Consider the following 22,543-nt stretch of genomic DNA (forward strand, 5'->3'; position numbering starts at 1 on the left):
TAAGTGTAATTCACAGGAGCGGCTCTGGTCAACATCAAAGAATCAACACTAATAAAACGTTGCCATAAGCAAATCGGTGAGTTGCGCAACTTCTATTTCCATGCTTAATAGCTCTTAGTAATCCATAATCATTCTTAATATAGATATATGTAACTTTATGAACCAGTGAGCGTAAAACGCTCCTAACCAAGTTGCAATTTAGCCAGCTATATATTTTTTGCCTTTTCCATATATGTTTTGGAGTTGCCTTTACCTGGTATAGTGGTGTTATTAATTTTATAATGAGCAGGATATTTCTTCAGTTGGTAAAGGCATTTTTATTAGTTTTCTTTTCTGTACTTATCATTTCTGAAGCAAATGCACAGTACCAGAATGCCGCGCCGTTATACCTAACCACTAACGACGGATTATCTCACAGCAACGTAAAGTCAATTTTAAAGGATAAACTGGGCTACATGTGGTTTGCCACAGATGACGGCCTGGATAAATTTGATGGCTACAGCGTTAGATCGTACCGGCATAACCCTGCTGATAAAACTTCCCTTCGATCAAATAACATTAGTACTATATATCAGGATAGGGCTGGTAACCTATGGGTAGGTACTGGCGGTGGATTGAGCCTTTACAACCCCGCCACGGACAGTTTTGTTAACTATAGTGCTAACGAGAACGACAAAACAACTCTGTCAAATGATGATGTAACCGCTGTAATGCAAGATAAAAGTGGCAAGTTGTGGATAGCCACCTATTCGGGCTTAAACTTATTCGACCCAAAAACCAAACGTTTTAAGCGGTTTTTGCATGAACGACGTAAAGACTATATACCGAACCATCACTTATTTTCAATAGCTGAAGATACCGGAGGGCAACTGTGGCTTGCCACAGAAGGTGGATTGCTCCGATTTGACACAAAGACGGGCAGCTATAAAAGCTACAACCATAAGGCCGGACACCCAACCAGCTTAATTGATGATAAGACACATACCATAGCTGTTTCAGGCAACGATGTGTGGGTAGGTACGCTAGGGTTTGGGCTGGACAAGTTGGATAAACATACCGGAGAATTTACTCACTATCAAAAAAATGGATCGCCCGAAAGCATTGTTGACAATTCAGTTTTCCGGTTAAAACTCACCTCCGGTAACAAAATGTGGGTATGTACCGAAGGCGGCCTGGAGTTGTTAGATAGAAGTACAGGCGTTTTTGATCATAGTTATAATAAGATCAATAACCGCATCAACTCTATAAATGATGTTCTTGAAAGCGACAACATCCTGTGGGTAGCCACATTTGAAACCGGCGTAGTAAGGTTTGATAATAATATATCTCTGTTCCGGCATATTTTAAACCAAAAGAACGGTTCCGACGAACTTACCAATAATCACGTGCTATCGTTTTTGGAAATGGGTAACGAACTATGGGTAGGTACCGACGGCGGAGGGCTCAATTATTTTAATAAATCAACAGGCAAGGTAAGTCACGACGACGCACACGTTACAGCAAGTAAGGTGCTGTCTATGGTGAAAGATAGTAAAGGCCAGGTGTGGGTAGGTACTTACGGCGATGGTTTGGATCTGCTTGCAGGAAAAGACAAACGTATTGCTCATTTCGGACCGGGTAAATTGCCCAATCAGGTCAGCAACGTATCGGTATTTGCCTTAATGATGTCTGACAAAGGCGAGCTTTGGGCTGGGTTAGACGAAGGCGGAATTAACATCATTCAAAACAACCGCGTTACAAAACGATTTCGCTACAACAAGGCTGATACTGTGCATTCGCTGAGCAACGATGATGTGCGGGTGATTTATCAGGATTCACAAAAAGACATCTGGATAGGAACTTTTGATGGTTTAAACAGGTATGTTCCCGAAACCAATTCGTTTGAACATTTTAAAGGTTATAATTCCGGGCTTACCAATAATACGATATCAAGCGTATTAGAAGATAGTGAACATAACCTGTGGATTGGTACTTTAGGTGGAGGTCTTAACCATTTTAATAGAAAAACGCATAAGATTACCGGCTTCCAATTTCGCGATGGCAGCTCGTATTCTCTTATTTGTGCTATACAGCAGGATAGCAAGAATTTTTTATGGATAAGCACAACAGAGGGTTTGGTCAGGCTGAATCCAAAAGATGGCAGTATACGGCATTTTGCTCTGCATAACGGTTTACAAGGTCCCGAGTTTAGCCCCTCTGCCGGCTTGGTCGAGCCCGACGGGGACTTGCTTTTTGGAGGGCTAAACGGTTTTAACATAATTGATCCAAACCATTTGCCGGTAAATGCGCGGCAACCGGGGATAATCATAAGTGGTTTTCAAATATTTGATCGAAGCATTCTACCTGGTTCAAAAGAACTTTTGCTTGGGCAAGATGGCAAATCACAGGCTTTTAAACTCGATTATAAACAATCTGTCTTCACGATTGAATTTACCGCCTTAAACTACACGCTGCCTGAACTGGGTAAATATGCCTATCGTTTGCGCGGGTTTAATGATAACTGGAGTTATGTAGGTCAGCAAAGAAAAGCAACTTACACAAACCTTGACCCGGGCACTTATACATTTGAAGTAAAAGCCGCTAATAGCGATGGTGTTTGGAACGACATACCAGCTACCGTAACCATTGTGATAGTAGCACCGTTTTGGATGACGTGGTGGTTCCGTATAGCAGCTGCTGTGTTTATATTAGGTTTATTGTACGCCTTTTACAGGTACAGGTTAAATGATGTTCGGCATAAAAAGCGGGAACTTGAGCAATTAGTTGCGCAACGTACGCTGGAGATAAAAAAACAGGCTGATGAATTACAGGACCAGTCTGAGGAACTCACCGCAATAAATGAGGAGTTACAAGCACAGTCGGAAGAACTGATGCAGCAGCGAGAACAGGAACTTGAAGCGCGTAAGGAAGCTGAACGCGCCAATAAGGCAAAAAGCATTTTCCTGGCGACCATGAGCCATGAAATTCGTACGCCAATGAACGGCGTTATGGGCATGGCGTCTTTACTTTGTCAAACAAATCTGGATGCAGAACAGCGGGAGTACGCCGAAACCATTAGGATCAGTGGTGAAAGCCTTATAAATGTTATCAACGATATTCTTGACTTTTCTAAAATAGAGTCGGGGCAGATGATGCTTGACATGCACGAGTTCCATCTTAAGCAATGTATAGAAGAGGTGATCAAACTGCTTGCAAACCAAGCTGAGAAGAAGGGTATTGCTTTGCGATTTGATATAGATACGGCCATACCGCCAACACTAATCAGCGACAGGCTTCGATTGAAGCAGGTGTTAATAAATCTTGTTGGTAATGCTATTAAGTTCACCAAGGAAGGAGCAGTAACTTTAAGAGCAAAACTATTGGCTAAAGCAGATGGTGAAGTAAGAGTTGTGTTTGATGTTGAAGACACAGGAATTGGTATTTCATCAGACAGGTTAGCCAAGCTGTTTAAGCCATTTTCCCAGGGAGATTCATCTATTACACGCCGATACGGCGGCACAGGGTTGGGATTGGTTATATGTGAGCGACTGGTTAGCCTTTTAGGTGGATCCATGAATATTAAAAGTGAAGTTAACAAGGGTACTGTAGTAACATTCAGTATGCGTTGTAAGGTGAACAAATTATCGCTTGCCGAGCATCATCCCACACCTACTCAACAGCCTGCGGAAACGATCACGCCGGAGTTTGCCTTAGCATACCCGTTAAACATCTTAGTTGCAGAAGATAATGTGATCAATCAGAAAGTGATAAAACAAGTTCTGAGCAAATTTGGCTATCAACCTGTAATTGTAAGTAATGGGCACGAGGCAGTGTATGCTGCAGCAGCTAGTGATTTCGACCTGGTGTTAATGGATGTACAAATGCCAGAGATGGATGGTTTAGAAGCGACAAGAGCTATACGCCGCGAGCAGATGCATCAACCTATTATTATAGCGATGACTGCAAGTGCTATGCCTGAAGATAAAGTGAACTGTTTAAACGCGGGAATGAATTACTTTATATCTAAGCCAATAGGGTTTGCCGACTTATTAGTACACTTAAAGAAAGCATTTGCCGGTAAGGTAGGCGTAGATGGCTCTTCTGTTTTACCACATCAATAAGGTATTCTGAGCGGGTTGGCTCACTGTCGTGTCATGCCGATTGTATTTGCGGCAGTGGATCGTTATCGCTCGTCTCAACTCCCGCTTTGTTGTTAACTTGCCCGATAAGGCTGTCTTCGGGGAATATCTCCTGACTATTGTTTACCACACTCCTGATGATCTGATCTAACTCATTCACTGACGTATCCAAAAAGCCGAGTATTTGCTGATCAACCGGTTCATCAAGATTCTGTCTGATCACGGTTGATAACCCTATGATGCGGGCGAGCGGAGCACGTACGAGGTGAGACTGTATAAAGGCGATCTCCTTTAGTTTAGTATTCTGACGTTCGATGGCTTGTGTATGGTTTATTTGCTCTGTAATATTTTGCGCTATCACAAGCCTTGCTTCCCTGCCTTTAAACGGTATTGTGCTGCACCTTACCTCCACGTGAAAAGTGTTGCCGTTCTTGTCTTGGTGCTGGGTGGTCATATGCCAGGTTTTTACAGTTTGATTGTGCTGTAAAGTATCAAGCAGATCCGGCAACACTGCCTTGGGCCTGATATCCTTAATGGTCATGTTCAGGAACTCGTCTTCCGTGTAGCCGTAATAATCTATCGCTGCGTTGTTCACCTGCAAAAAACGAAGCGTTTCCACGTCATAAATCCACATAGGTGAAGGATTAAGAGAAAAGAGCATATAGTAATGCTGCTCAGACTCTTTTAGCACATCGTTTCGGATAATTTTTTCGGTGATCTCTGCACGCAACTCCTTTAACAGTTTTGCTTTCTTCTCTATAGTGCCCCTTAGCCCGTTAGTTAAATAACGTATTTGTACAATTACGGCTACATCAAGAAACAGGAAGTTTAAAGAATAAGTTACCCAATAAGGCATTGTATAATGGCTTATTAGCGGCGAATTAAACAATTTAAAGTAAATAATGGCCGTGAAGCAGGCGTAAATTACAAAGTTTACGACTATAGAAGCATAAGCAACATTTCTGGGAAAAAGGAGGGCGATGAATACGCTAAGTGCCAATATGTAAACGCAACCAATGCCAAATGCTCCTAGTGTAGCCGTTAGCGTTATGGCCAGTACATATAACATTACAACTACATAGGCTTTTTTAACACCGAGGTTTATCTTTTTATTAAGGGATACGAGTCCAATAGACAACAATGTAAAAATGGCAGCACAAGCAAGAAAAATACGTCCATCGTTGTAGAGCGTAACTACACTGGGCACTAAAGCTATGGCGCTTAGTGGCAGCGAGTAGATCATTACATTTTTAAAAAGATTTATCTGCCAGAACGCAACATCTTTGCTACGCCCCGCAGCATTAGATACTATAGCGCGCTGTACAAACAATTTATAACTCCGCCAAAGGAAGTTATCGCGTGTAAAAAATCCATTTCGTTTAAATACCACAGTTCTAAAAAATAATGCTCAGCGCAGTAAATGTAAATAGTAGCTTAACCGAAAGCTCGAGTGACCGCTCTTTAAAAATGCTCCTTTAGCCGTTTATAGGGCTTTAGATGTAGATGCTTAAACGTATCGGCTCTAAAATTGGTTGTAAAGTAAGGATACTTTTAATTAAAAATAAATCTTTTTGGTTGAAATACATTCGCGCTTGCCCTTCTGGCAAGGTTATTCATTTAGCATATCGTACGCTGCAAATAACTAATCTGTTTCGCAAATGAAAATGTTTGTCCGATATCGGACAAAAAGACGTTGCTAAATTTACATAAATAGATGATAGTTAGATAATTAAGTTTGGTATAACGCTTGCAAACCCCCTTGCATACTATATCACAACAATGGATCAGATAATAGAACAGGAAGTAACCGCCCGAAAACGTAAAAAGGGAATATTTATAGGGGTAGGAGCTATAGCCGCTTTAGTGATTGCCGTTTGGCTGCTTAGGGTATTACTTGGCTCGAGCATCAGCCGTAATGATTTTACAACTGCAAAGGCTGAAACTGGAAGCGTAGAAAATACCCTTAACGCCACGGGTGAAGTATTGCCCGAGTTTGAAGAGATACTTACCAGCCCAATTAATGCATCAATAAAGAACGTTGTACTAGATGCCGGCAATAAGGTTAACGCTGGCCAATCCATATTAACGCTGGATAAAAGCGCGGCTCAAACGGATTACGACAAGCTCAACTTTCAGCTGCAAAGCAAACGGAACGAGATCAGCAAACTTAAACTCGACCTTAACAAAAGCTTTTACGACATCCGCAGCAATAACGACATTAAACAACTACGTATCAGTAACCTCGCCGACGCTGTAGAGAATGCCAAGCGTCTTTATAAAGCCGGCGGCGGTACACGCGAGGGTATAGAACAGGCCGAACTGAACTTGAAAGTGGCGCAGCTGGAAAAAAAACAGCTGGAGAACGAAATAAAAAGCAAGCAGCAAACGATGCAAATTGAAATAAAGGAAGCTGAGATCGCGCTTGCTATACAACAGAATGATTTACGCGAACTGCAGCGTAAACTGCAGCTTGCCAATATTGTGGCTACCCGCGGCGGTGTGGTGACCTATGTAAATAAGAACATTGGCGCTAGCGTGCACGAAGGCGACGCACTTGCCCGTATTGCAGATCTTGGCAGCTTTAAGGTGAATGGCAGCCTTGCTGATAGTTACCTTGACCAGTTAAGGGCCGGTATGCCGGTGATTGTACGCTTTAATGAAAGCCAGTTGAAAGGGCACGTGGTTAACGTACAGCCATCCGTACAAAATAGCACAGTAAGCTTTGATGTACAGTTAGACGACCGCGACAATAAACAACTTCGCCCTAACATGAAAGTGGACGTTTTCCTCGTAACCGATATGCGTGCTAAAACAGTTCGGGTAACAAACGGCCCGGCCTTTAAAGGCCCTGCAGATCAGGACGTGTTTGTAATTAATGGTGACAAAGCGGTGCGCAGGTCGGTTCACATTGGGTTGGGCAACTTTGATTATGTAGAGATCACCAAAGGCATACAGCCGGGTGATGTAGTGATCACATCAGACATGAGCCAATACAAAAACGCAAAAGAAATCACTATCAAGAACTAATTGACATGAAATACTTGTACCTCATCATAATTATAATCATGTGTGTCAGCAAAGTGGTTGTTGCCGCGCCAGGCGGCGACACCCTTAGGCTGAGCCTGCAACAGGTGGTGGAGATGGCTAAAAAGAACTCCATCGCAGCTAAACAAGCCGTTACACAGCGCGAAAACAAGTACTGGCAGTGGCGCACTTTTAAAAGCAACTATCAGCCACAGTTATCATTAACTGGCACCTTGCCTGGCTATAGTAAAACCTATCAGCAAGTGTTGCAGCCAGATGGTACTATTTTGTTCCAGCCTATACATAACGATAACTCGTCACTTCAGTTGGATTTCAGCCAGAGCATTACTGCTACAGGTGGTACCATTTATGGAACCACACAAATGCAGCGCTTCTATGATTTTGACCGCAAGAACACCTTGTACAATGGTGTACCTTATGCTATAGGCTACAGCCAACCATTGTTCCAGTATAATGCGCTACGTTGGGACAAACGAATAGAACCGTTAAAGTACAACGAGAGCAGGCAGGCTTACATAGAGTCGCAAGAGCAAATTTCGGTAACCGTGGCAAGCTACTTTTTTGATCTGCTGCTTGCCCAGGTAAACCTGCAAATAGCAGAAACCAACTTCACTAACACTGAGAAGATTTTAAAAATAGCAAAGGTGAAGTTTGACCTCGGGAAGATATCTAAAAATGAAATATTGCAATTGCAACTGGAGCAGCTTAACGCGCAAAAAGCCGTAGGTACAGCCAAACGCGATATGGAGATTGCCACCTTAAACCTGCGTACATACACAGGTGCAGAAGGAGATGATAAGATCGCACTCGAGTTGCCGCCATCAACCATAGAGATGAATGTATCGGCAGATAAGGTGTTGGAGGAAGCATTTGCTAACAGAAGTGACGCAATAGCCTTTGTACGCCGTATTGCAGAGGCAAAAAGAGATGTGGCGAAAGCTAAAGGGCAAAGCGGGTTGATTGCTACGCTTACAGCTAACCTGGGCTACTCTAAAAGTGCGCCAACCATAGGCGATGTGTATCGCTCGCCACAAAACCAGCAATTATTGCAATTGCAATTTACTATACCTGTATTGGATTGGGGCAGATCGAAATCGCGCACCAAAACGGCCGAAGCAAATGAGCAGTTCACAGAATATGCCGTAGAGCAGGATAAGCAAACCTTTAAGCAGCAAATAGTAACGCAGGTAACACTTTTTAATATGATGAAAGATCAATTGGTGTTTACCGCCAGGGCAGACAGCATTGCATCGGAGAAATACCAGATAGCACGGGAACGCTACGTACTCGGCGACTTAAGTATTACGGATTTGAGCATCGCGTTCGCAGAAAATGATCAGGCCAAGCGCGACTACATCGCCGCATTAAGAGATTTCTGGGGCGCTTACTACCAATTAAGATACCTAAGCCTCTACGATTTTGAAAAGAACCGAAAGATAAGGTATGAAGAAAGACTCGACTAACGGACACAGGATGTAAGAATCAAGACTCAGTTTAAAATAATACGACAAATTGAACATCAATAATCATTAACTTAATAAAATCACAATTACTATGATACAACTACAAAACATCGAGAAAGTATACCGCACGGATACTATACAAACCCTGGCGCTGAATGGCATAAACCTGGAAATAGAAAAAGGTGAATTTTTATCCATTATGGGCCCATCGGGCTGCGGGAAGAGCACACTGCTGAATATAATGGGGCTGCTTGACGCACCGTCTAAAGGTAGCATCCGCATAGATGACCAGTCGACCATTAATATGAAGGACAAGGAGCTGGCAAAGTTCCGCAACCAAAAGCTTGGATTTATTTTCCAAAGCTATCACCTAATAAATGATCTGCAGGTGCTGGATAACGTGGAACTGCCGCTGTTATACAGGGATACTACCACCAAACAGCGAAGAGCCCTGGCAAATGAAGCATTGGAAAAGGTTGGTTTAGGCAATCGCATAAAGCACTTCCCTAAACAGCTTTCCGGCGGGCAAAGGCAGCGTGTAGCTATTGCCAGGGCAATAGTGGGCAGACCGGAGATCATCCTGGCGGATGAGCCTACAGGTAACCTGGACAGCGCCATGGGCAACGAGATAATGGACATCCTTTTGCAGCTTAACCGCAATGATGGTACCACCATTGTAATGGTAACGCACGACGAAAACATGGCCCAGAAAACGCATCGCTTAATGAGGTTGTTTGATGGGTCTCAAGTTCAATAATTCATCACCTAAACAAACAATATCATGTTAAAAAACTACTTTAAAATAGCCATAGCGGTACTTAAAAGACGTAAGTTTTTTACGTTTATTAGCTTGTTCGGCATCAGCTTTACGCTTACTATATTGTTGGTACTTACCGCATTTATAGACAAAGTTGTAAACGACAATTATCCCGACAAAAAGCGCGACCGGTCTCTTTATGTAAATAAAATTGAGCTCAGGGGTAAAGAATCTATGAACTCAAGTGCACTGAGCTACTATTTTCTTACCCACTATCTTGGGAAAATGAAAACACCCGAGAAAGTGGCCATATCATCAGGTTTTAATTCAACCAACACTTACGTGAATAACCGGAAAGTGGTTATCAATTACAAGTATACCAACGCCGATTTTTGGGAAGTTCTCGATTACGACTTTATCGAGGGTAAGGCTATAAGCAGACAACAAGTAACAAACGGCGAACGCGTTACAGTAATCTCGGAAGATATGAAGAGGGAGTATTTCGGGGACGGTGGAGCGTCTGCTGTTGGTAAGTACATTGAGGCTGATAATGTTAAATACCGCGTATGCGGCGTGGTGAAAAGCTTACCTATAACATCGTACCTGTTATATGCCGACATCTATTTGCCTATCACGACTTACAAGACAAAGCTGGATGCCGACAAAGGTTACATGGGGAACTTTACTGCAATATTACTGGCGAAAACGCCTGCAGATGTAGCTAAAATGAAGACGGAGTATGAAGCTATAATACCAAAGCTACCAATTCCGGGCAAAGAATGGGATCACATCTACAGCCATGCCGATAGCTACCTGGAAGGTTATGTACGCAGCGGTAACGAGCAACGGTCGGGCATGACCTATGCGTTAACTGCAATCAGCCTTTTTGCATTATTTGTAATGCTGCTGCCAACACTAAACCTAGTGAACGTAAATATTACACGCATAATGGAGCGTTCATCAGAGATAGGGGTGCGCAAAGCATTCGGCGCATCATCAAAAACGCTTGTTTACCAGTTTATTGTAGAGAATCTGATCCTAACTTTCTTGGGAGGGATCATTGGTATAGTGCTGTCCCTAGTCGTAATGTACTTTATTAACAGCGCAAAATTTATAGCTAATCTTAACCTCAGCTTAAACTTCACAGTTTTGGGCTATGCAATTGTTACTTGCGTGTTCTTCGGTTTATTGTCGGGAGTATACCCGGCATGGCGCATGTCTAAGTTAAACATCGTTGCAGCGCTAAAAGCTTAATTATTTATCAACCTTAAAATCAAGATATCATGTTCAGGCATTTATTTAAAATGATATGGAACAAAAAGAAGCAAAACTCCCTGCTTATTGTGGAGATATTACTTTCGTTCCTGGTGATCTTCGCTGTATTCACCTTTGCCCTTAATTCTTATAACAATTACGCAAAGCCCATGGGCTTTAACTACAAGCAAGTTTGGGCAATAAGTTATAACCATACTCTTGAAACCAAAAACTCCGACTCAGTGGTTCTGGTTTATGAAAACCTGTTACGAAACATAAAATCAATGCCGCAGGTAATTGATGCCGGCTATGCCAGTGGTAATATTCCCTTTGCAAATAACCACATGAGTACAGGTATTGATAACAACGGCCACAAGGTAGATAACGTTAATAATTTCTTCATGGACGAAAATTATATTAATGTAATGGGCGCCAAAATGATAGCTGGGCGCTGGTACAGTAAAGCAGATGCTGGATCCAAAGCCAATATTATTGTCATCAACAGAAAGCTTAAAGAAGAGTTGTTTGGCAATACCGACGCCATTGGTAAAACATTTGGCAATAACGATGATAAGAACAAGCGCAAGATAATTGGTGTGATAGATGACATTAAAACAGATGGCGATTACCAGCAAGCACCTTACGGGATGTACAACCGACACGATACTGCCGCTTACAAGTGGATGGGTAAAATACTTGTAAAAGTAAGCCCTGGAACCGACGCGGCATTTGAAGCTAAGCTTTACAAACTGATGGCTAACACGTTCAAAAATTCTAACATCGAAATAGAGCACCTGGACAACAAGCTTACCGCTTACAACAAAATTACGCTGGTACCCCTTATTATACTCTCCATTGTAGCAGCATTTCTTATCATCAATGTGGCATTGGGCATATTCGGGGTGCTTTGGTATAACATAAATAAGCGTCGGGGAGAAATAGGGCTGCGTAGGGCCATAGGAGCACCGGGTAGTTCTGTATCTGGCCAATTGGTAGGCGAGGCACTTATATTAGCAACTTTGTCACTTATCATTGGCGCTTTCTTCGCAGTACAGTTTCCGCTGCTTAATGTTTTTGATCTGCCGGCGGGAGTTTATCTGGGTGCGATGTTATTAGCTATCATATTTATTTACCTGCTGGTATTGGTTTGTTCGCTATATCCGGGCAAACAAGCCGCGGCGATTTATCCGGCAGTTGCTTTACATGAAGAATAAAAATTAGCTTTGGAACATGATACTGGTTATTGATGATGACAATGCCGTGCGTACCTCGCTGCAGCTTCTGCTGCAAAGTGAAGGTTATAAGGTGAGCGGAGCTGACGCGCCGGCATCTGCTTTACGTATCATTAAAGCAGATGCGCCTGACCTCATCGTGCTGGATCTGAATTTTTCAATCAGCACCACTGGCGAGGAAGGTATGAACCTGCTGCAAGCTATTCGCAAGGCTGATGCCGTTGTGCCAATTATATTAATAACTGGGTGGGGTAGCATTGCCCTTGCAGTGCAGGGTATGAAGTTGGGGGCTAATGATTTTATTAACAAGCCCTGGGATAACGGCCACCTGCTACAGTCGGTAAAAACATTACTTGGCTTGCGCGAAAAAACGGTGGTTAACCGCACGCGCAGGCAATTAGATAAAGAGTACAATTTTCAGCAGATTATAGGGGAAGACCCTAAAATGCTGGAAATATTGGAAACTATCGGCAGGGTGGCAGGCACGGATGCCTCCATCCTGATAATGGGCGAAAGCGGTACCGGAAAGGAATTAATAGCGGAAGCCATTCACCAGAACAGCCTGCGCCGCAACAAACCATTTATAAAGGTGAATTTAGGAGGTATATCTACTTCCTTGTTTGAAAGTGAGATGTTTGGCCATGTACGCGGTGCTTTTACAGATGCCCGTTTTGACAGGGCAGGCCGTTTCGAGCTGGCTAATAAAGGGACAATATTTTTAGATGAGATAGGTGACCTTGACCCTGGAAGCCAGGTAAAACTGTTGCGGGTATTGCAGGACCGCACTTATGAAGTATTGGGCAGTAGCCGTACCAAGAATGTGGATGTGCGGGTTGTATGTGCCACAAACAAAAATCTTTCTGGCATGGCTAACAGCGGTACTTTCAGGGAAGATCTGCTATATCGCATAAATCTGATAACAGTTACCCTTCCAGCTCTACGTGAGCGGCCTAAGGACATACCGTTACTTGTAGACTTTTTTATTAATAACCTGAAGCAAATATATAACCGGCCTGAGTTGTCAGTATCAAAAAGTGCTATGAAGTGGTTGCAGCAACTCCCGCTGCCCGGCAACATACGTCAGTTAAAAAACCTGGTAGAGCGGTCTATTCTTGTAAGTAAAAAAAATGTACTGGAGATAGATGACTTTCGTTCGCAGCTGGAGCTATCGCCGCAAAAGACAGGTAATTCGCACTGGCCAGGCGTAGGCACCATAACGCTTGAGGAAATGGAAGTTGAGATGATAAAGCGGGCTATGGCATTCCACAAAAACAGGGTGAGTAAAGCGGCACCTGCGCTGGGCCTTACAAGAAGTGCTTTGTACCGGCGACTTGATAAATTTGAGATACCGTACGATGAAGCTGAGGACTAAGTACATTTTATTTGTTGTTGTTCTGCATGCGCTGGCGCTGTTGCTGTCATTCTATATTTTTGACAAAAACCGCATCTACTTTATCTTTTCCGAGGTATTTATAATAACATCAATAATAATTTCCGTACAGCTTTACCGGCAGCTTATAAGCCCTATAAAAATGCTGCTGCAGGGCATAGAAGCTATTAAAGACAAGGACTTTAATATTAAGTTTTTAACTACAGGTAAACACGAGGTAGACGAACTCATAAATGTTTATAACCAGATGATAGATGAATTACGTACCGAACGTACAAGGCAGGAGGAACAGCACTTCTTTCTGGAGAAGCTGATTCATACCTCGCCGACAGGTATTGTAATTCTGGATCATGACGATCGTGTTTACCAGCTTAATCCTAAAGCGGCGCAGGTGCTTGGCGTTAAAGAAAAGCAGCTAACTGGCGAGCATATATCAGTCATTGATAATTCATTGATACAACAAGCGGCTTTATTAAAAGCCGGGGAGTCCGTTACGCTAAAACCCGATGGAATTAACACCTATAAATTGCAACGTTCCAACTTTATTGATCGTGGTTTTCAGCGGGGCTTTATTATGATAGAAGAGCTTACTACAGAGATACTTGCTGCCGAAAAGAATGTTTACGGTAAAGTGATACGTATGATGGCACACGAAGTAAACAACACCATCGGCCCGGTTAACTCAATTTTGCAATCTGCACTACGGGCAGATACATTGTGGCAAGATCAGAGTGCCGGGGCAATCAACAATGCACTGCGGGTAGCATTTGACCGTAACCAAAACCTGAACCACTTTATGCGCAATTTTGCCGACTTGGTAAAGCTGCCACCTCCAAACAAAAAACAGACAGATTTGCAATTACTGGTTAAAGCTGTAATTGAACTAATGCGGTTAAAAGGCCAGGAAAATAATGTAAGACTCATTTTTGAACCAACATCTAAAGCCGTTATAATTTATGCTGATGTACAACAGCTGGAGCAGGCACTAATTAACATTACTAAAAACGCCATAGAGGCAGTAAATAGTAATGGCACAGTTACCTTTAGCATAGATGCTAAGAAACAGTTGCTAACTATTACTGATACAGGTAAAGGGATTACCGGGGAAGAAAGCGTTCAGCTTTTTTCCCCTTTCTTTAGTACTAAGAGAGACGGACAGGGTATAGGGCTGACCCTCGTGCGGGAAATTATGCTGAACCATGGTTATGAGTTCTCTTTGAAGACAATAGCAGACAGGCAAACGGTTTTTAGTATATCGTATCATTAACAACCTGATAGTTCGGGTCAAACGTCAACTATCCGTAATTTTAGCCTGCTTATTTCTTAAACTCCCAAGTTCTTGCATTCTTTACCAAAACTTAAAAAGGATGGAGCCACAACTCTTTGTACAAATAGCCCTAAATGGATGGAATCAGCAGGTTGCACGCGCTGAGAAATTCTTTAAAGAGCTCAGCGATGAAGCTTTTCAACGCACCGTAGGCGCTGGTAAAAACCGTATAATATACCTTTATGGGCATTTGACTGCTTACCATGACATGCTTAAGGAAACTCTGGGCTTAGGCACAGCCACCCATTCGTTCCTGGTAAATGATTTTCTGAAGAATGCCGATGATGTAAAGGCAAACATGCCCTCCGTTGCAGAACTCAGGCAATACTGGGCAGAAGTGCACAACGAATTAAACCTGCTTTTTGCAGCACTCCCTGCTGAAGATTGGTTCAAACGCCACAACGCCATGACAGACGAGGATTTTGAAAAGGATCCTGCACGTAATCGCTTAAGTGTACTGCTCAGCAGGACCAATCATATCGCCTACCACTTTGGTCAACTGGTACTGGCCTGAGGAGGCGCGATAATACAATATGCCGCTCCAAAACCTTCAATTTTCACACTTTTTTGTATTGATGGTGGAGCATTTTGATAACGTTATTGCCATTGTGTTAAAAAACAGTTAATTTTCGGATGTGAAGCGTAAGCTTCCACCTGCTTTATTACTGTTTCTTATTTTGAAAAATCTCACAAGGCGAAATTTTCTGAGCAAAGGCGCCATGCTGGCCGGCGGCGCTTACCCGGCCATGATGGCGTTAGGAATGCTCAAGTCTGCACCTGCATATTCTTTTGATCTGCCCGGCAGTGGTAGCGGTAAACACATCATTATCCTGGGTGGAGGCCTGGCGGGGATGGCAAGCGCTTACGAACTGACCAAACTTGGCTACAAGTGCACTATCCTGGAAGCACGGAACCGCGCAGGTGGGCGCTGCTGGAGCGTACGTAACGGCAGTACCAACCAGGAAACAGGCAGGGCTGCTATAACTGCAAAATTTGATGACGGGCTGTATTTTAATGCCGGCCCTTCCCGCATTCCGCATCATCATGAGTTAACCCTCCATTACTGCAAGGAGCTGGGTGTACCCATACAAGTCTACAATAACGTAAACGAAGGCGCCTACTACTTTGCCGAAGGAAAGGGGCCGTTGTCTAATAAAAAGATACGCGCACGCGAGGTACATAACGATGCACGCGGCTACATGGCCGAACTGCTAAGCAAAAGCATTGACCATGGAGCTTTAGATGCCGCCCTCACCAAAGAGGATACCCAAAAGGTATTAGAATACCTGGCCGCTGAAGGGGGGCTAGATATTGATAAGCTGTACAAAGCGTCAGCAAGAAGGGGTTACGCAGAATCGCCTGGTGCGGGCAATCTGCCGGGTAAAGTAAGTGATGCCCATAAATTGGCCGATCTTATACAATCTGGTTTGCTTGATCCGGATTTTTATAACGTGGCCGAGTATACCTACGAGCTGCAGATGACCATGTTTCAGGCCGTTGGTGGAATGGATATGATCGCTAAAGCGCTGCATAAACAGGTTTCGGCGTCTTTAAAGCTTGGCACGGAGGTAACCAATATAACTAACCTGCCTGAAGGTGTGAGGATAACTTATAAAGATGCCGCCGGAGAACACCAGTTACAAGGCGATATGTGTATTTGCACTATTCCGTTGCCGGTGCTTAGCAACATCAACAACAACTTTTCTGGCGAAGTAAGCAGAGCTATAGACTACATCACCTATAACCAGACTGGTAAGATAGGCCTGCAGTTTAAACGCCGGTTTTGGGAAGAGGATGACCACATCTACGGAGGTATTACACACACCAACAATGATTTAACTCAAATATTTTACCCCAGCTATGATTATCTTGGTAAAAAGGGTATCTTAATAGGATATTATAATTTCAACGAAAAAGCACAGCGTACGGGCGAGCTAAGCTATGCGGACCGGGAGAAGCTTGCGTTGGAAAAAGGCAGGTTAATTCATCCGCAGTATGATGCCGAGTTCGAGCAGTCATTTTCGGTAAGCTGGCATAAAACAAGGTATAACATGGGCGGTTGGGCTGTTTATTCCGGTGAGACGCGGAAGAACCAGTATCCTGCACTGCTCAAACCTGATGGTAACGTTTACTTTGCGGGAGAGCACCTTACGTATTTAAATGCCTGGATGGCAGGCGCGTTTGAATCAGCCCGTAGCGTGGTGTCTTCTATTCACGGGCGTGTAACGGGGCAGCGGTTAGCTTATCCCACAACAAAATAGAAAAACTAAACTTTAAAATATGGCAAACACAATTAACCGCAGAAATTGGCTTAAAAGCAGCGCTTTAATGGCCGGCAGCGTTGCTTTCCTCTCAGGAACAGTTAACAAACTGGCTGCAATGCCGGTGCTTAGGAAAATAAATGCCTTACAACGGATAACCGATCAAAGCGCAGTTTTGAATGCCGCACCGGTTATGAAAGCGCGTTTGCTGGCTAATGAGAACCCTTTTGGCCCTTCTGCCGCTGCCAAGAAGGCCATTGCCGATGCCATGGACCTGAGCTACCAGTATGCTTTTTCCGCCATCAACACCCTTCGCGGTAAAATAGCAGCTTACGAAGGAATAAAGCAGTCCAATGTATTGCTGGCATCCGGCTCTTCGCCGTTGCTGCTGGCTGCAGCTATGCATTACAGCAAAGGCGGTAAGAACATCATAACCGGCGACCCGTCTTACGACGACCTGCCTACCCAGGCCGAACATTTTGAAGGTAAATGGGTAAAAGTCCCTTTAACCTCCGACTATAAACTGGACCTTGATGCGATGGAAGCCAAAGTTGATGCAAACACTGGTTTAGTTTACATCTGTAACCCCAATAACCCTACTGCAACCATTGTAGACACCGAAAAGCTAAAGGCATTTTGTGAACGTGTATCAAAAAAAGCGGTGGTTTTTGTTGATGAGGCCTATATTGATTACCTGCCCAATCCTAAAGGCACCACGCTGATAGGTGGGGTTAAAGCAGGTCAAAACATTATTGTAGCACGTACTTTTTCTAAACTTTATGGTTTTGCAGGCTTACGCTGCGGCTACATTGTTGCACAGCCCGAAACTATCCGCACCCTGGAAATATATACACCGGGTTGGGCTGGCTTGTCGTCCACCACTTTGGCAGCGGCTATCGCTACTTACCAGGAGACCGATTATCTTCAGGACGCCTTAAAGAAAACCAATGCTTCTAAAGAGTATTTGTATGATGTGCTTAAGAAAGAAGGATATACGTATATTCCATCGTCGGCTAACTTTGTCATGTTTCCGCTAAAAATGGATGGTAATAAGTTTGTTGGCGAAATGATGAAACGCGGCGTAGGTGTACGCAGCTGGAAACTTAACAACCAGGATTGGTGCCGCGTAAGCGTTGGCCGCATGGACGAGATGCAGGCCTTTGCTGATGCCTTTAAAGAGATATCTTAATTCAACTCAAAAGTCGGCAGCAACTCAACAAAAAAATATCGAATACTAATGCGCAAATTAATCTATACACTTTCTTTCGCCTTTATAACCGCCACCACATTCGCACAGGAAAAAACGCCTAATCCACGGCCACTTACCCTTGATGAGTATAAAAAAGCTAAGACCTATACCATAGCAGATCTGGATAAAGACACTTATGTAAAGTTTGAAAATACTTATGTTCTTGACCGTTATGAAAGTCGCAAGCCATACTTCATCACCGGCAGTGATGGCCTGAAAAAACGGATTGACCTGTATAAGCTTGTCGCAAAAGAAGGTATGCAGGAAATTGGCACAATGATTTTTTACACCAGCGAAACTGGTAAAAAATACCAGGCCTTGGTGCCCGACTTTACTGCAGACGGCAAAGTATGGGAACAGTATTTTCAGGACATAGATGACATTAATAAAGTAGAAAAGAACTTCATTCTGAAGTTGTCTTACGTGTTGTCCAAGGAGCTAAGCTTTCAACAATACAAAGTGCTGAACAACGGTAAGGATATGAAAGAAGAGTCGGCCACTTATGGCAACGACATCTGCTTTCCAGGAGAGGAACTGGTAACCATGAGCAACGGAAGTAAAAAGATGCTGAAAGATGTGAAGAGTGGGGATGAGGTGATTACTATTGATCCCCAAACGCGTAAAACATCTGCTACCAGGGTGAAAAAGCTTACCGTGCATGCTGCTAAAAACTATGCGCTTACGCAATTGGTGTTGGTCTCTGCTCAGGAAAAAAACACCCTAGCAGGTACATCTGTTAACCTCCGGGCCAAAGTATTGCAGGCCACGCCTAATCACCCGATGATGACTAAGGCCGGGCGCGAAAGAATGGCCGATGTAACACTTGGCCAGCAGGTACTTTGCCTTAACGAGCAAACCGGCAAGTACGAAGCTTTTACTGTGCTGCAAAAAAATGAACGTGCCGGAGGCGTACAAAACGTTTACAACATAGTTGCCGAAAAGGGAAGTACCCTGCTGATGAACGGCGTCATGGTAATGCAGAAGTAGAGCTAAAGTACCAACATCAGCCGTTTACTGGTATGGTATACTTCCGTTGATGTTGTTGCAATCTTTGTGGTTTAAAGTAGTAAAACCGTATTTTGCCGGCTTCTATGGAAACCGCACCCCATGATGGTACTTATATAATATCCGGCAAATTAATATCACAAATAAATGCGGTAACAATTGCGCAATTGTCGCCGGTTACAGGCTATGAGGAACTGGGCAGCGAAACGCTGGACCTGGTAGATATAGCTGCAGACGAAGCGACTTTCCTAAGTGTAGACGGCAAAACCGGAGTGAGCCAGCAAAAGGCAGCAATTCATCTTACCTGTACATGCACTCAACCTAAAAACAAACTTTGTAGTCATCAATCATCGGCTTTGTTGCAGATCATAGCAAATCCAAATTACATCGTGTTTTTTGATGATGATGTGCGGCGCGAAAAGCTTCGGAAATTTGCCGCTGATTATGGGCTGGAAGCGGAGCCGGAGCTTGACGAGTACTTCGATCTGGAGCTAAATGAAGGCAGGTTGGTAGTTAATCCTAAAGATCGCGCATTATTGCCGGTTACCAATGCAAGTATAGATGCTATGGAACGGCAGCTAATGCTGCAGCAAGCATCTGCAACGCCGCGATTAAAGAAGGCTGACGACGATTTAAAGCGTATTATAGTATTTAAGCAGCACAAGTTTTACAAGCATCTTATTATTGAACTGTATTACGCAGATAGCACAAAGGATGGCCGTATAAAAAACCCGCTGGTACCTGTTGCGCCCTTGCAATTGATAATGGATACTAATGATCCGTTTGAGCTTAAGTTTTATACCGCTGTATCCCGCTTTCAGCAAAATATAGATGCGAAAGTTAACAAGCAAGGCTTGGAAAGCTTAAAAGCTATAGTTAAGAATCCGCTTAATTTCGATTGCTACCTGCATGATGTAGCTGTGTCTGAAAAGGTTTCGTCCGGGGCTTTAACGAAGGTTAATTTGCGCGCACTGCATACCGATTTGCAGCTTACAATTGACCCAATAAAGGATGTGTTTAAGATATCAGGTTCGTTACCAGTGGGGGAGGAGCGTTATGCTGTTTCAAAGCTTCAAGTGCTTTTTGGTTATTTTATAAAAGTTGGAGCGACCTTGTATTTGGTGAAGGATTTGCAGACAACTGGCGCAATAACTTTGTTTAAACGGGGGCAGGAATATCTGCACGTACATAAAAACCAATTTAAAGAATTTCGAAGTCGTATTTTAAACAAGCTGGATGCAGGTGTTAAGGTGAGCTATCCTTACATCCCGGCAGCAACGCCTGTGCAACTGCAGGAGCAGCAGTTTAACCATCGAGAGCGCATTATCTACCTTTCTGACTTTGGTCAGTATATCATGATCTTCCCGGTAATGCGTTATGGCGAAGCGGAGATCCCGATTCGTAAAAACGACCTGATCTATGCTATCGATAGCCGGGGCGAGGAGTTTCTAGTTCAGCGTGATGAACCTGCCGAGCAGGAATTTATTGCTGCAATTTTAAAACAACACGCTTACTTTGAGGAGCAGCTGGCGGATGACCTGCAATACTTTTACCTGCACAAGAAACGCTTTTTAGATGAGGAATGGTTCCTGAACGCCTTTGAGGTATGGCAAGCCGAGGGTATTACTATTTTAGGTTTTAATGAACTTACGGGAAATAACCTTAACCCGCATAAGGTCAGCATCAGCATAAAAGTACTTAGCGGGCTAAACTGGTTCAATACAAAACTTGTTGCAAGGTTTGGTAAGCGCAAGGCCTCGCTTAAACACCTCCATAAGGCTATACGCAACAAAACAAAGTATGTGCAGCTTGATGATGGCACGCTGGGCATACTACCACAGGAATGGATAGAAAAGTTCACCAGGTATTTTGAAGCCGGGCAGATAGTTGATGAAGAACTGCTTACACCTAAAACTAATTTCGAACTAATAAGTGAGTTATACGAGGATCAGCAATTGGACGAACAGGTGAAGCTGGAACTGCAGCAATACCGGAACAAGTTATATAACCTTGAGAAAATTGAAGAGATAGGCGTTCCTGCGGAACTCAATACTACGCTTCGGCCATATCAGCAATTCGGGCTAAACTGGCTCAACTTTTTAGACGAACTTAATTTTGGAGGATGCCTGGCAGATGATATGGGCCTTGGCAAAACGATCCAGGTACTGGCTTTTATTCTCTCGCAAAACACTAAAGTGAAGCAGAATACCAACTTGCTGGTGGTACCGACATCCCTCATATTTAACTGGCAGGCAGAGGCTGAACGCTTTGCACCATCGCTGAAGATTCTGACGCTTTATGGTGCCGACCGGGTAAAGAATATCGCAGACTTTGATAGTTATAACATCGTGCTCACTTCTTACGGTACGCTGCTGTCGGACATCAACTTTCTTAAGAATTACACATTCAATTACGTGTTTCTCGATGAATCGCAGAATATTAAAAATCCAACTTCTCAGCGTCACAAAGCCGCCAAATTGCTGAAGGCACGTAACCGCATTACCGTTACAGGGACACCATTTGAGAACAATACCTTTGATATATACGGGCAACTGTCATTTGTATGCCCCGGTCTGCTGGGCAGTCTGCAATATTTTAAAGAGATATATGCGATGCCTATAGATCAGTTTAAAATAAGTAAACGCGCCCGCGAGCTTCAGCAAAAGATAAAGCCTTTTATCCTGCGCCGTACCAAGCAGGAGGTAGCCGCTGAACTGCCTGAGAAGACCGAAATGGTGTTACATTGCCCGATGGCCGAAGAGCAGCGCACACTGTATAACGCTTACGAAAAAGAGTTCAGGGAGTTTATATCGGCTACATCTCAGGATCAACTCAAAAAAAGCGCTATGCATGTGCTTAAAGGTATAACAAAACTGCGCCAGATTTGCGATTCGCCGCAGCTGCTTGAAGGTGTAAGGCTACCGGGTAACGCATCGGCCAAAATAGATGTACTGTTGGAGCAGATAGAAAGCAAATCACCCAACCATAAAATACTTGTTTTCTCTCAATTTGTGGGGATGCTCAACCTCATCCGCAAAGAGCTAATTGCACGCGATATTGGTTTTACCTACCTCACAGGTGCTACCAAAAACAGGGAGCAGGTAGTAAATGATTTTCAGGAGAATGCAGATACACGGGTGTTCTTAATTAGCCTTAAAGCAGGTGGCACAGGGCTTAACCTTACAGCGGCAGACTATGTTTACCTGGTTGACCCATGGTGGAACCCTGCGATAGAAAATCAGGCTATCGATAGGGTTTACCGTATTGGTCAGCACAAAAATGTTGTAGCGGTACGAATGATATGCCCTGATACGATTGAGGAAAAAGTGGTTCGTCTGCAGGAGAATAAAAGGGAACTGGCCAATAAACTCATTACGTCAGATGCGGTCTTACAATCATTGAGTAAAGAAGATTGGATGGATTTACTAAGGCCGTTGTAAGT

At 43.5% G+C, this 22,543-nt stretch carries 14 protein-coding genes; 13 read left to right on the plus strand and 1 reads right to left on the minus strand.

Features of this window, described 5'->3' with window-relative positions:
* Positions 1-281 precede the first annotated feature (281 nt).
* A complete protein-coding gene (locus AC59GT_RS18460; RefSeq protein ID WP_497239020.1) occupies positions 282-4,100 on the plus strand; it encodes a two-component regulator propeller domain-containing protein in 3,819 nt (1,272 codons plus the stop codon).
* 31 nt (positions 4,101-4,131) lie between these two features.
* Here the strand turns inward: AC59GT_RS18460 and AC59GT_RS18465 are convergent, their stop codons facing one another.
* Positions 4,132-5,508: a PAS domain S-box protein gene (locus AC59GT_RS18465; protein WP_497239021.1), complete on the minus strand. Its 1,377-nt coding sequence runs from the start codon at positions 5,506-5,508 to the stop codon at positions 4,132-4,134.
* A 389-nt stretch (positions 5,509-5,897) separates the two neighbouring features.
* Between AC59GT_RS18465 and AC59GT_RS18470 the strand changes: the two genes are divergently transcribed.
* From AC59GT_RS18470 to AC59GT_RS18525, 12 genes are all read left to right on the plus strand, one after another.
* A complete protein-coding gene (locus tag AC59GT_RS18470; protein WP_497239022.1) occupies positions 5,898-7,145 on the plus strand; it encodes an efflux RND transporter periplasmic adaptor subunit in 1,248 nt (415 codons plus the stop codon).
* A 5-nt stretch (positions 7,146-7,150) separates the two neighbouring features.
* A complete protein-coding gene (locus AC59GT_RS18475; protein ID WP_497239023.1) occupies positions 7,151-8,626 on the plus strand; it encodes a TolC family protein in 1,476 nt (491 codons plus the stop codon).
* A 91-nt stretch (positions 8,627-8,717) separates the two neighbouring features.
* Positions 8,718-9,383 (plus strand): ABC transporter ATP-binding protein, encoded by a 666-nt coding sequence (locus AC59GT_RS18480; RefSeq protein ID WP_497239024.1) that lies wholly within the window; start codon positions 8,718-8,720, stop codon positions 9,381-9,383.
* 24 nt (positions 9,384-9,407) lie between these two features.
* The gene (locus tag AC59GT_RS18485; protein ID WP_497239025.1) at positions 9,408-10,637 is read left to right on the plus strand and encodes an ABC transporter permease; all 1,230 of its coding nucleotides are present in this window, start codon (positions 9,408-9,410) and stop codon (positions 10,635-10,637) included.
* Positions 10,638-10,666: 29 nt separating this feature from the next.
* The gene (locus AC59GT_RS18490; RefSeq protein ID WP_497239026.1) at positions 10,667-11,851 is read left to right on the plus strand and encodes an ABC transporter permease; all 1,185 of its coding nucleotides are present in this window, start codon (positions 10,667-10,669) and stop codon (positions 11,849-11,851) included.
* A gap of 16 nt (positions 11,852-11,867) precedes the next feature.
* Complete coding sequence (locus AC59GT_RS18495) at positions 11,868-13,241, plus strand: sigma-54-dependent transcriptional regulator (protein WP_497239027.1); 1,374 nt, start codon at positions 11,868-11,870, stop codon at positions 13,239-13,241.
* Positions 13,225-14,526, plus strand: a complete 1,302-nt coding sequence (locus AC59GT_RS18500; protein WP_497239028.1) for a sensor histidine kinase — start codon at positions 13,225-13,227, stop codon at positions 14,524-14,526. Before AC59GT_RS18495 ends, AC59GT_RS18500 begins: the two co-directional genes overlap by 17 nt.
* Positions 14,527-14,626: 100 nt before the next feature.
* Complete coding sequence (locus AC59GT_RS18505) at positions 14,627-15,100, plus strand: DinB family protein (protein ID WP_497239029.1); 474 nt, start codon at positions 14,627-14,629, stop codon at positions 15,098-15,100.
* A gap of 163 nt (positions 15,101-15,263) precedes the next feature.
* Positions 15,264-16,847 (plus strand): flavin monoamine oxidase family protein, encoded by a 1,584-nt coding sequence (locus tag AC59GT_RS18510; RefSeq protein ID WP_497239030.1) that lies wholly within the window; start codon positions 15,264-15,266, stop codon positions 16,845-16,847.
* Between the two features lie 19 nt (positions 16,848-16,866).
* Positions 16,867-18,036 (plus strand): pyridoxal phosphate-dependent aminotransferase, encoded by a 1,170-nt coding sequence (locus tag AC59GT_RS18515; protein WP_497239031.1) that lies wholly within the window; start codon positions 16,867-16,869, stop codon positions 18,034-18,036.
* A 48-nt stretch (positions 18,037-18,084) separates the two neighbouring features.
* Positions 18,085-19,083 carry a Hint domain-containing protein gene (locus tag AC59GT_RS18520; protein WP_497239032.1) on the plus strand — a complete coding sequence of 333 codons (999 nt, stop codon included), beginning with the start codon at positions 18,085-18,087 and terminating at the stop codon, positions 19,081-19,083.
* A 104-nt stretch (positions 19,084-19,187) separates the two neighbouring features.
* The gene (locus AC59GT_RS18525; protein WP_497239033.1) at positions 19,188-22,541 is read left to right on the plus strand and encodes a DEAD/DEAH box helicase; all 3,354 of its coding nucleotides are present in this window, start codon (positions 19,188-19,190) and stop codon (positions 22,539-22,541) included.
* The last annotated feature ends 2 nt before the right edge of the window (positions 22,542-22,543 follow it).

The sequence above is a fragment of the Mucilaginibacter sp. 320_HR genome (assembly GCF_059691875.1).

Bases quoted from the DNA above. Each gene is read 5' to 3' on its own strand.
- AC59GT_RS18490 (WP_497239026.1), top strand. From the start codon at position 10,667: ATGTTCAGGCATTTATTTAAAATGATATGGAACAAAAAGAAGCAAAAC.
- AC59GT_RS18520 (WP_497239032.1), top strand. From the start codon at position 18,085: ATGCGCAAATTAATCTATACACTTTCTTTCGCCTTTATAACCGCCACC.
- AC59GT_RS18475 (WP_497239023.1), top strand. From the start codon at position 7,151: ATGAAATACTTGTACCTCATCATAATTATAATCATGTGTGTCAGCAAA.
- AC59GT_RS18515 (WP_497239031.1), top strand. From the start codon at position 16,867: ATGGCAAACACAATTAACCGCAGAAATTGGCTTAAAAGCAGCGCTTTA.
- AC59GT_RS18500 (WP_497239028.1), top strand. From the start codon at position 13,225: ATGAAGCTGAGGACTAAGTACATTTTATTTGTTGTTGTTCTGCATGCG.
- AC59GT_RS18495 (WP_497239027.1), top strand. From the start codon at position 11,868: ATGATACTGGTTATTGATGATGACAATGCCGTGCGTACCTCGCTGCAG.
- AC59GT_RS18470 (WP_497239022.1), top strand. From the start codon at position 5,898: ATGGATCAGATAATAGAACAGGAAGTAACCGCCCGAAAACGTAAAAAG.
- AC59GT_RS18480 (WP_497239024.1), top strand. From the start codon at position 8,718: ATGATACAACTACAAAACATCGAGAAAGTATACCGCACGGATACTATA.
- AC59GT_RS18525 (WP_497239033.1), top strand. From the start codon at position 19,188: ATGGAAACCGCACCCCATGATGGTACTTATATAATATCCGGCAAATTA.
- AC59GT_RS18505 (WP_497239029.1), top strand. From the start codon at position 14,627: ATGGAGCCACAACTCTTTGTACAAATAGCCCTAAATGGATGGAATCAG.
- AC59GT_RS18460 (WP_497239020.1), top strand. From the start codon at position 282: ATGAGCAGGATATTTCTTCAGTTGGTAAAGGCATTTTTATTAGTTTTC.
- AC59GT_RS18485 (WP_497239025.1), top strand. From the start codon at position 9,408: ATGTTAAAAAACTACTTTAAAATAGCCATAGCGGTACTTAAAAGACGT.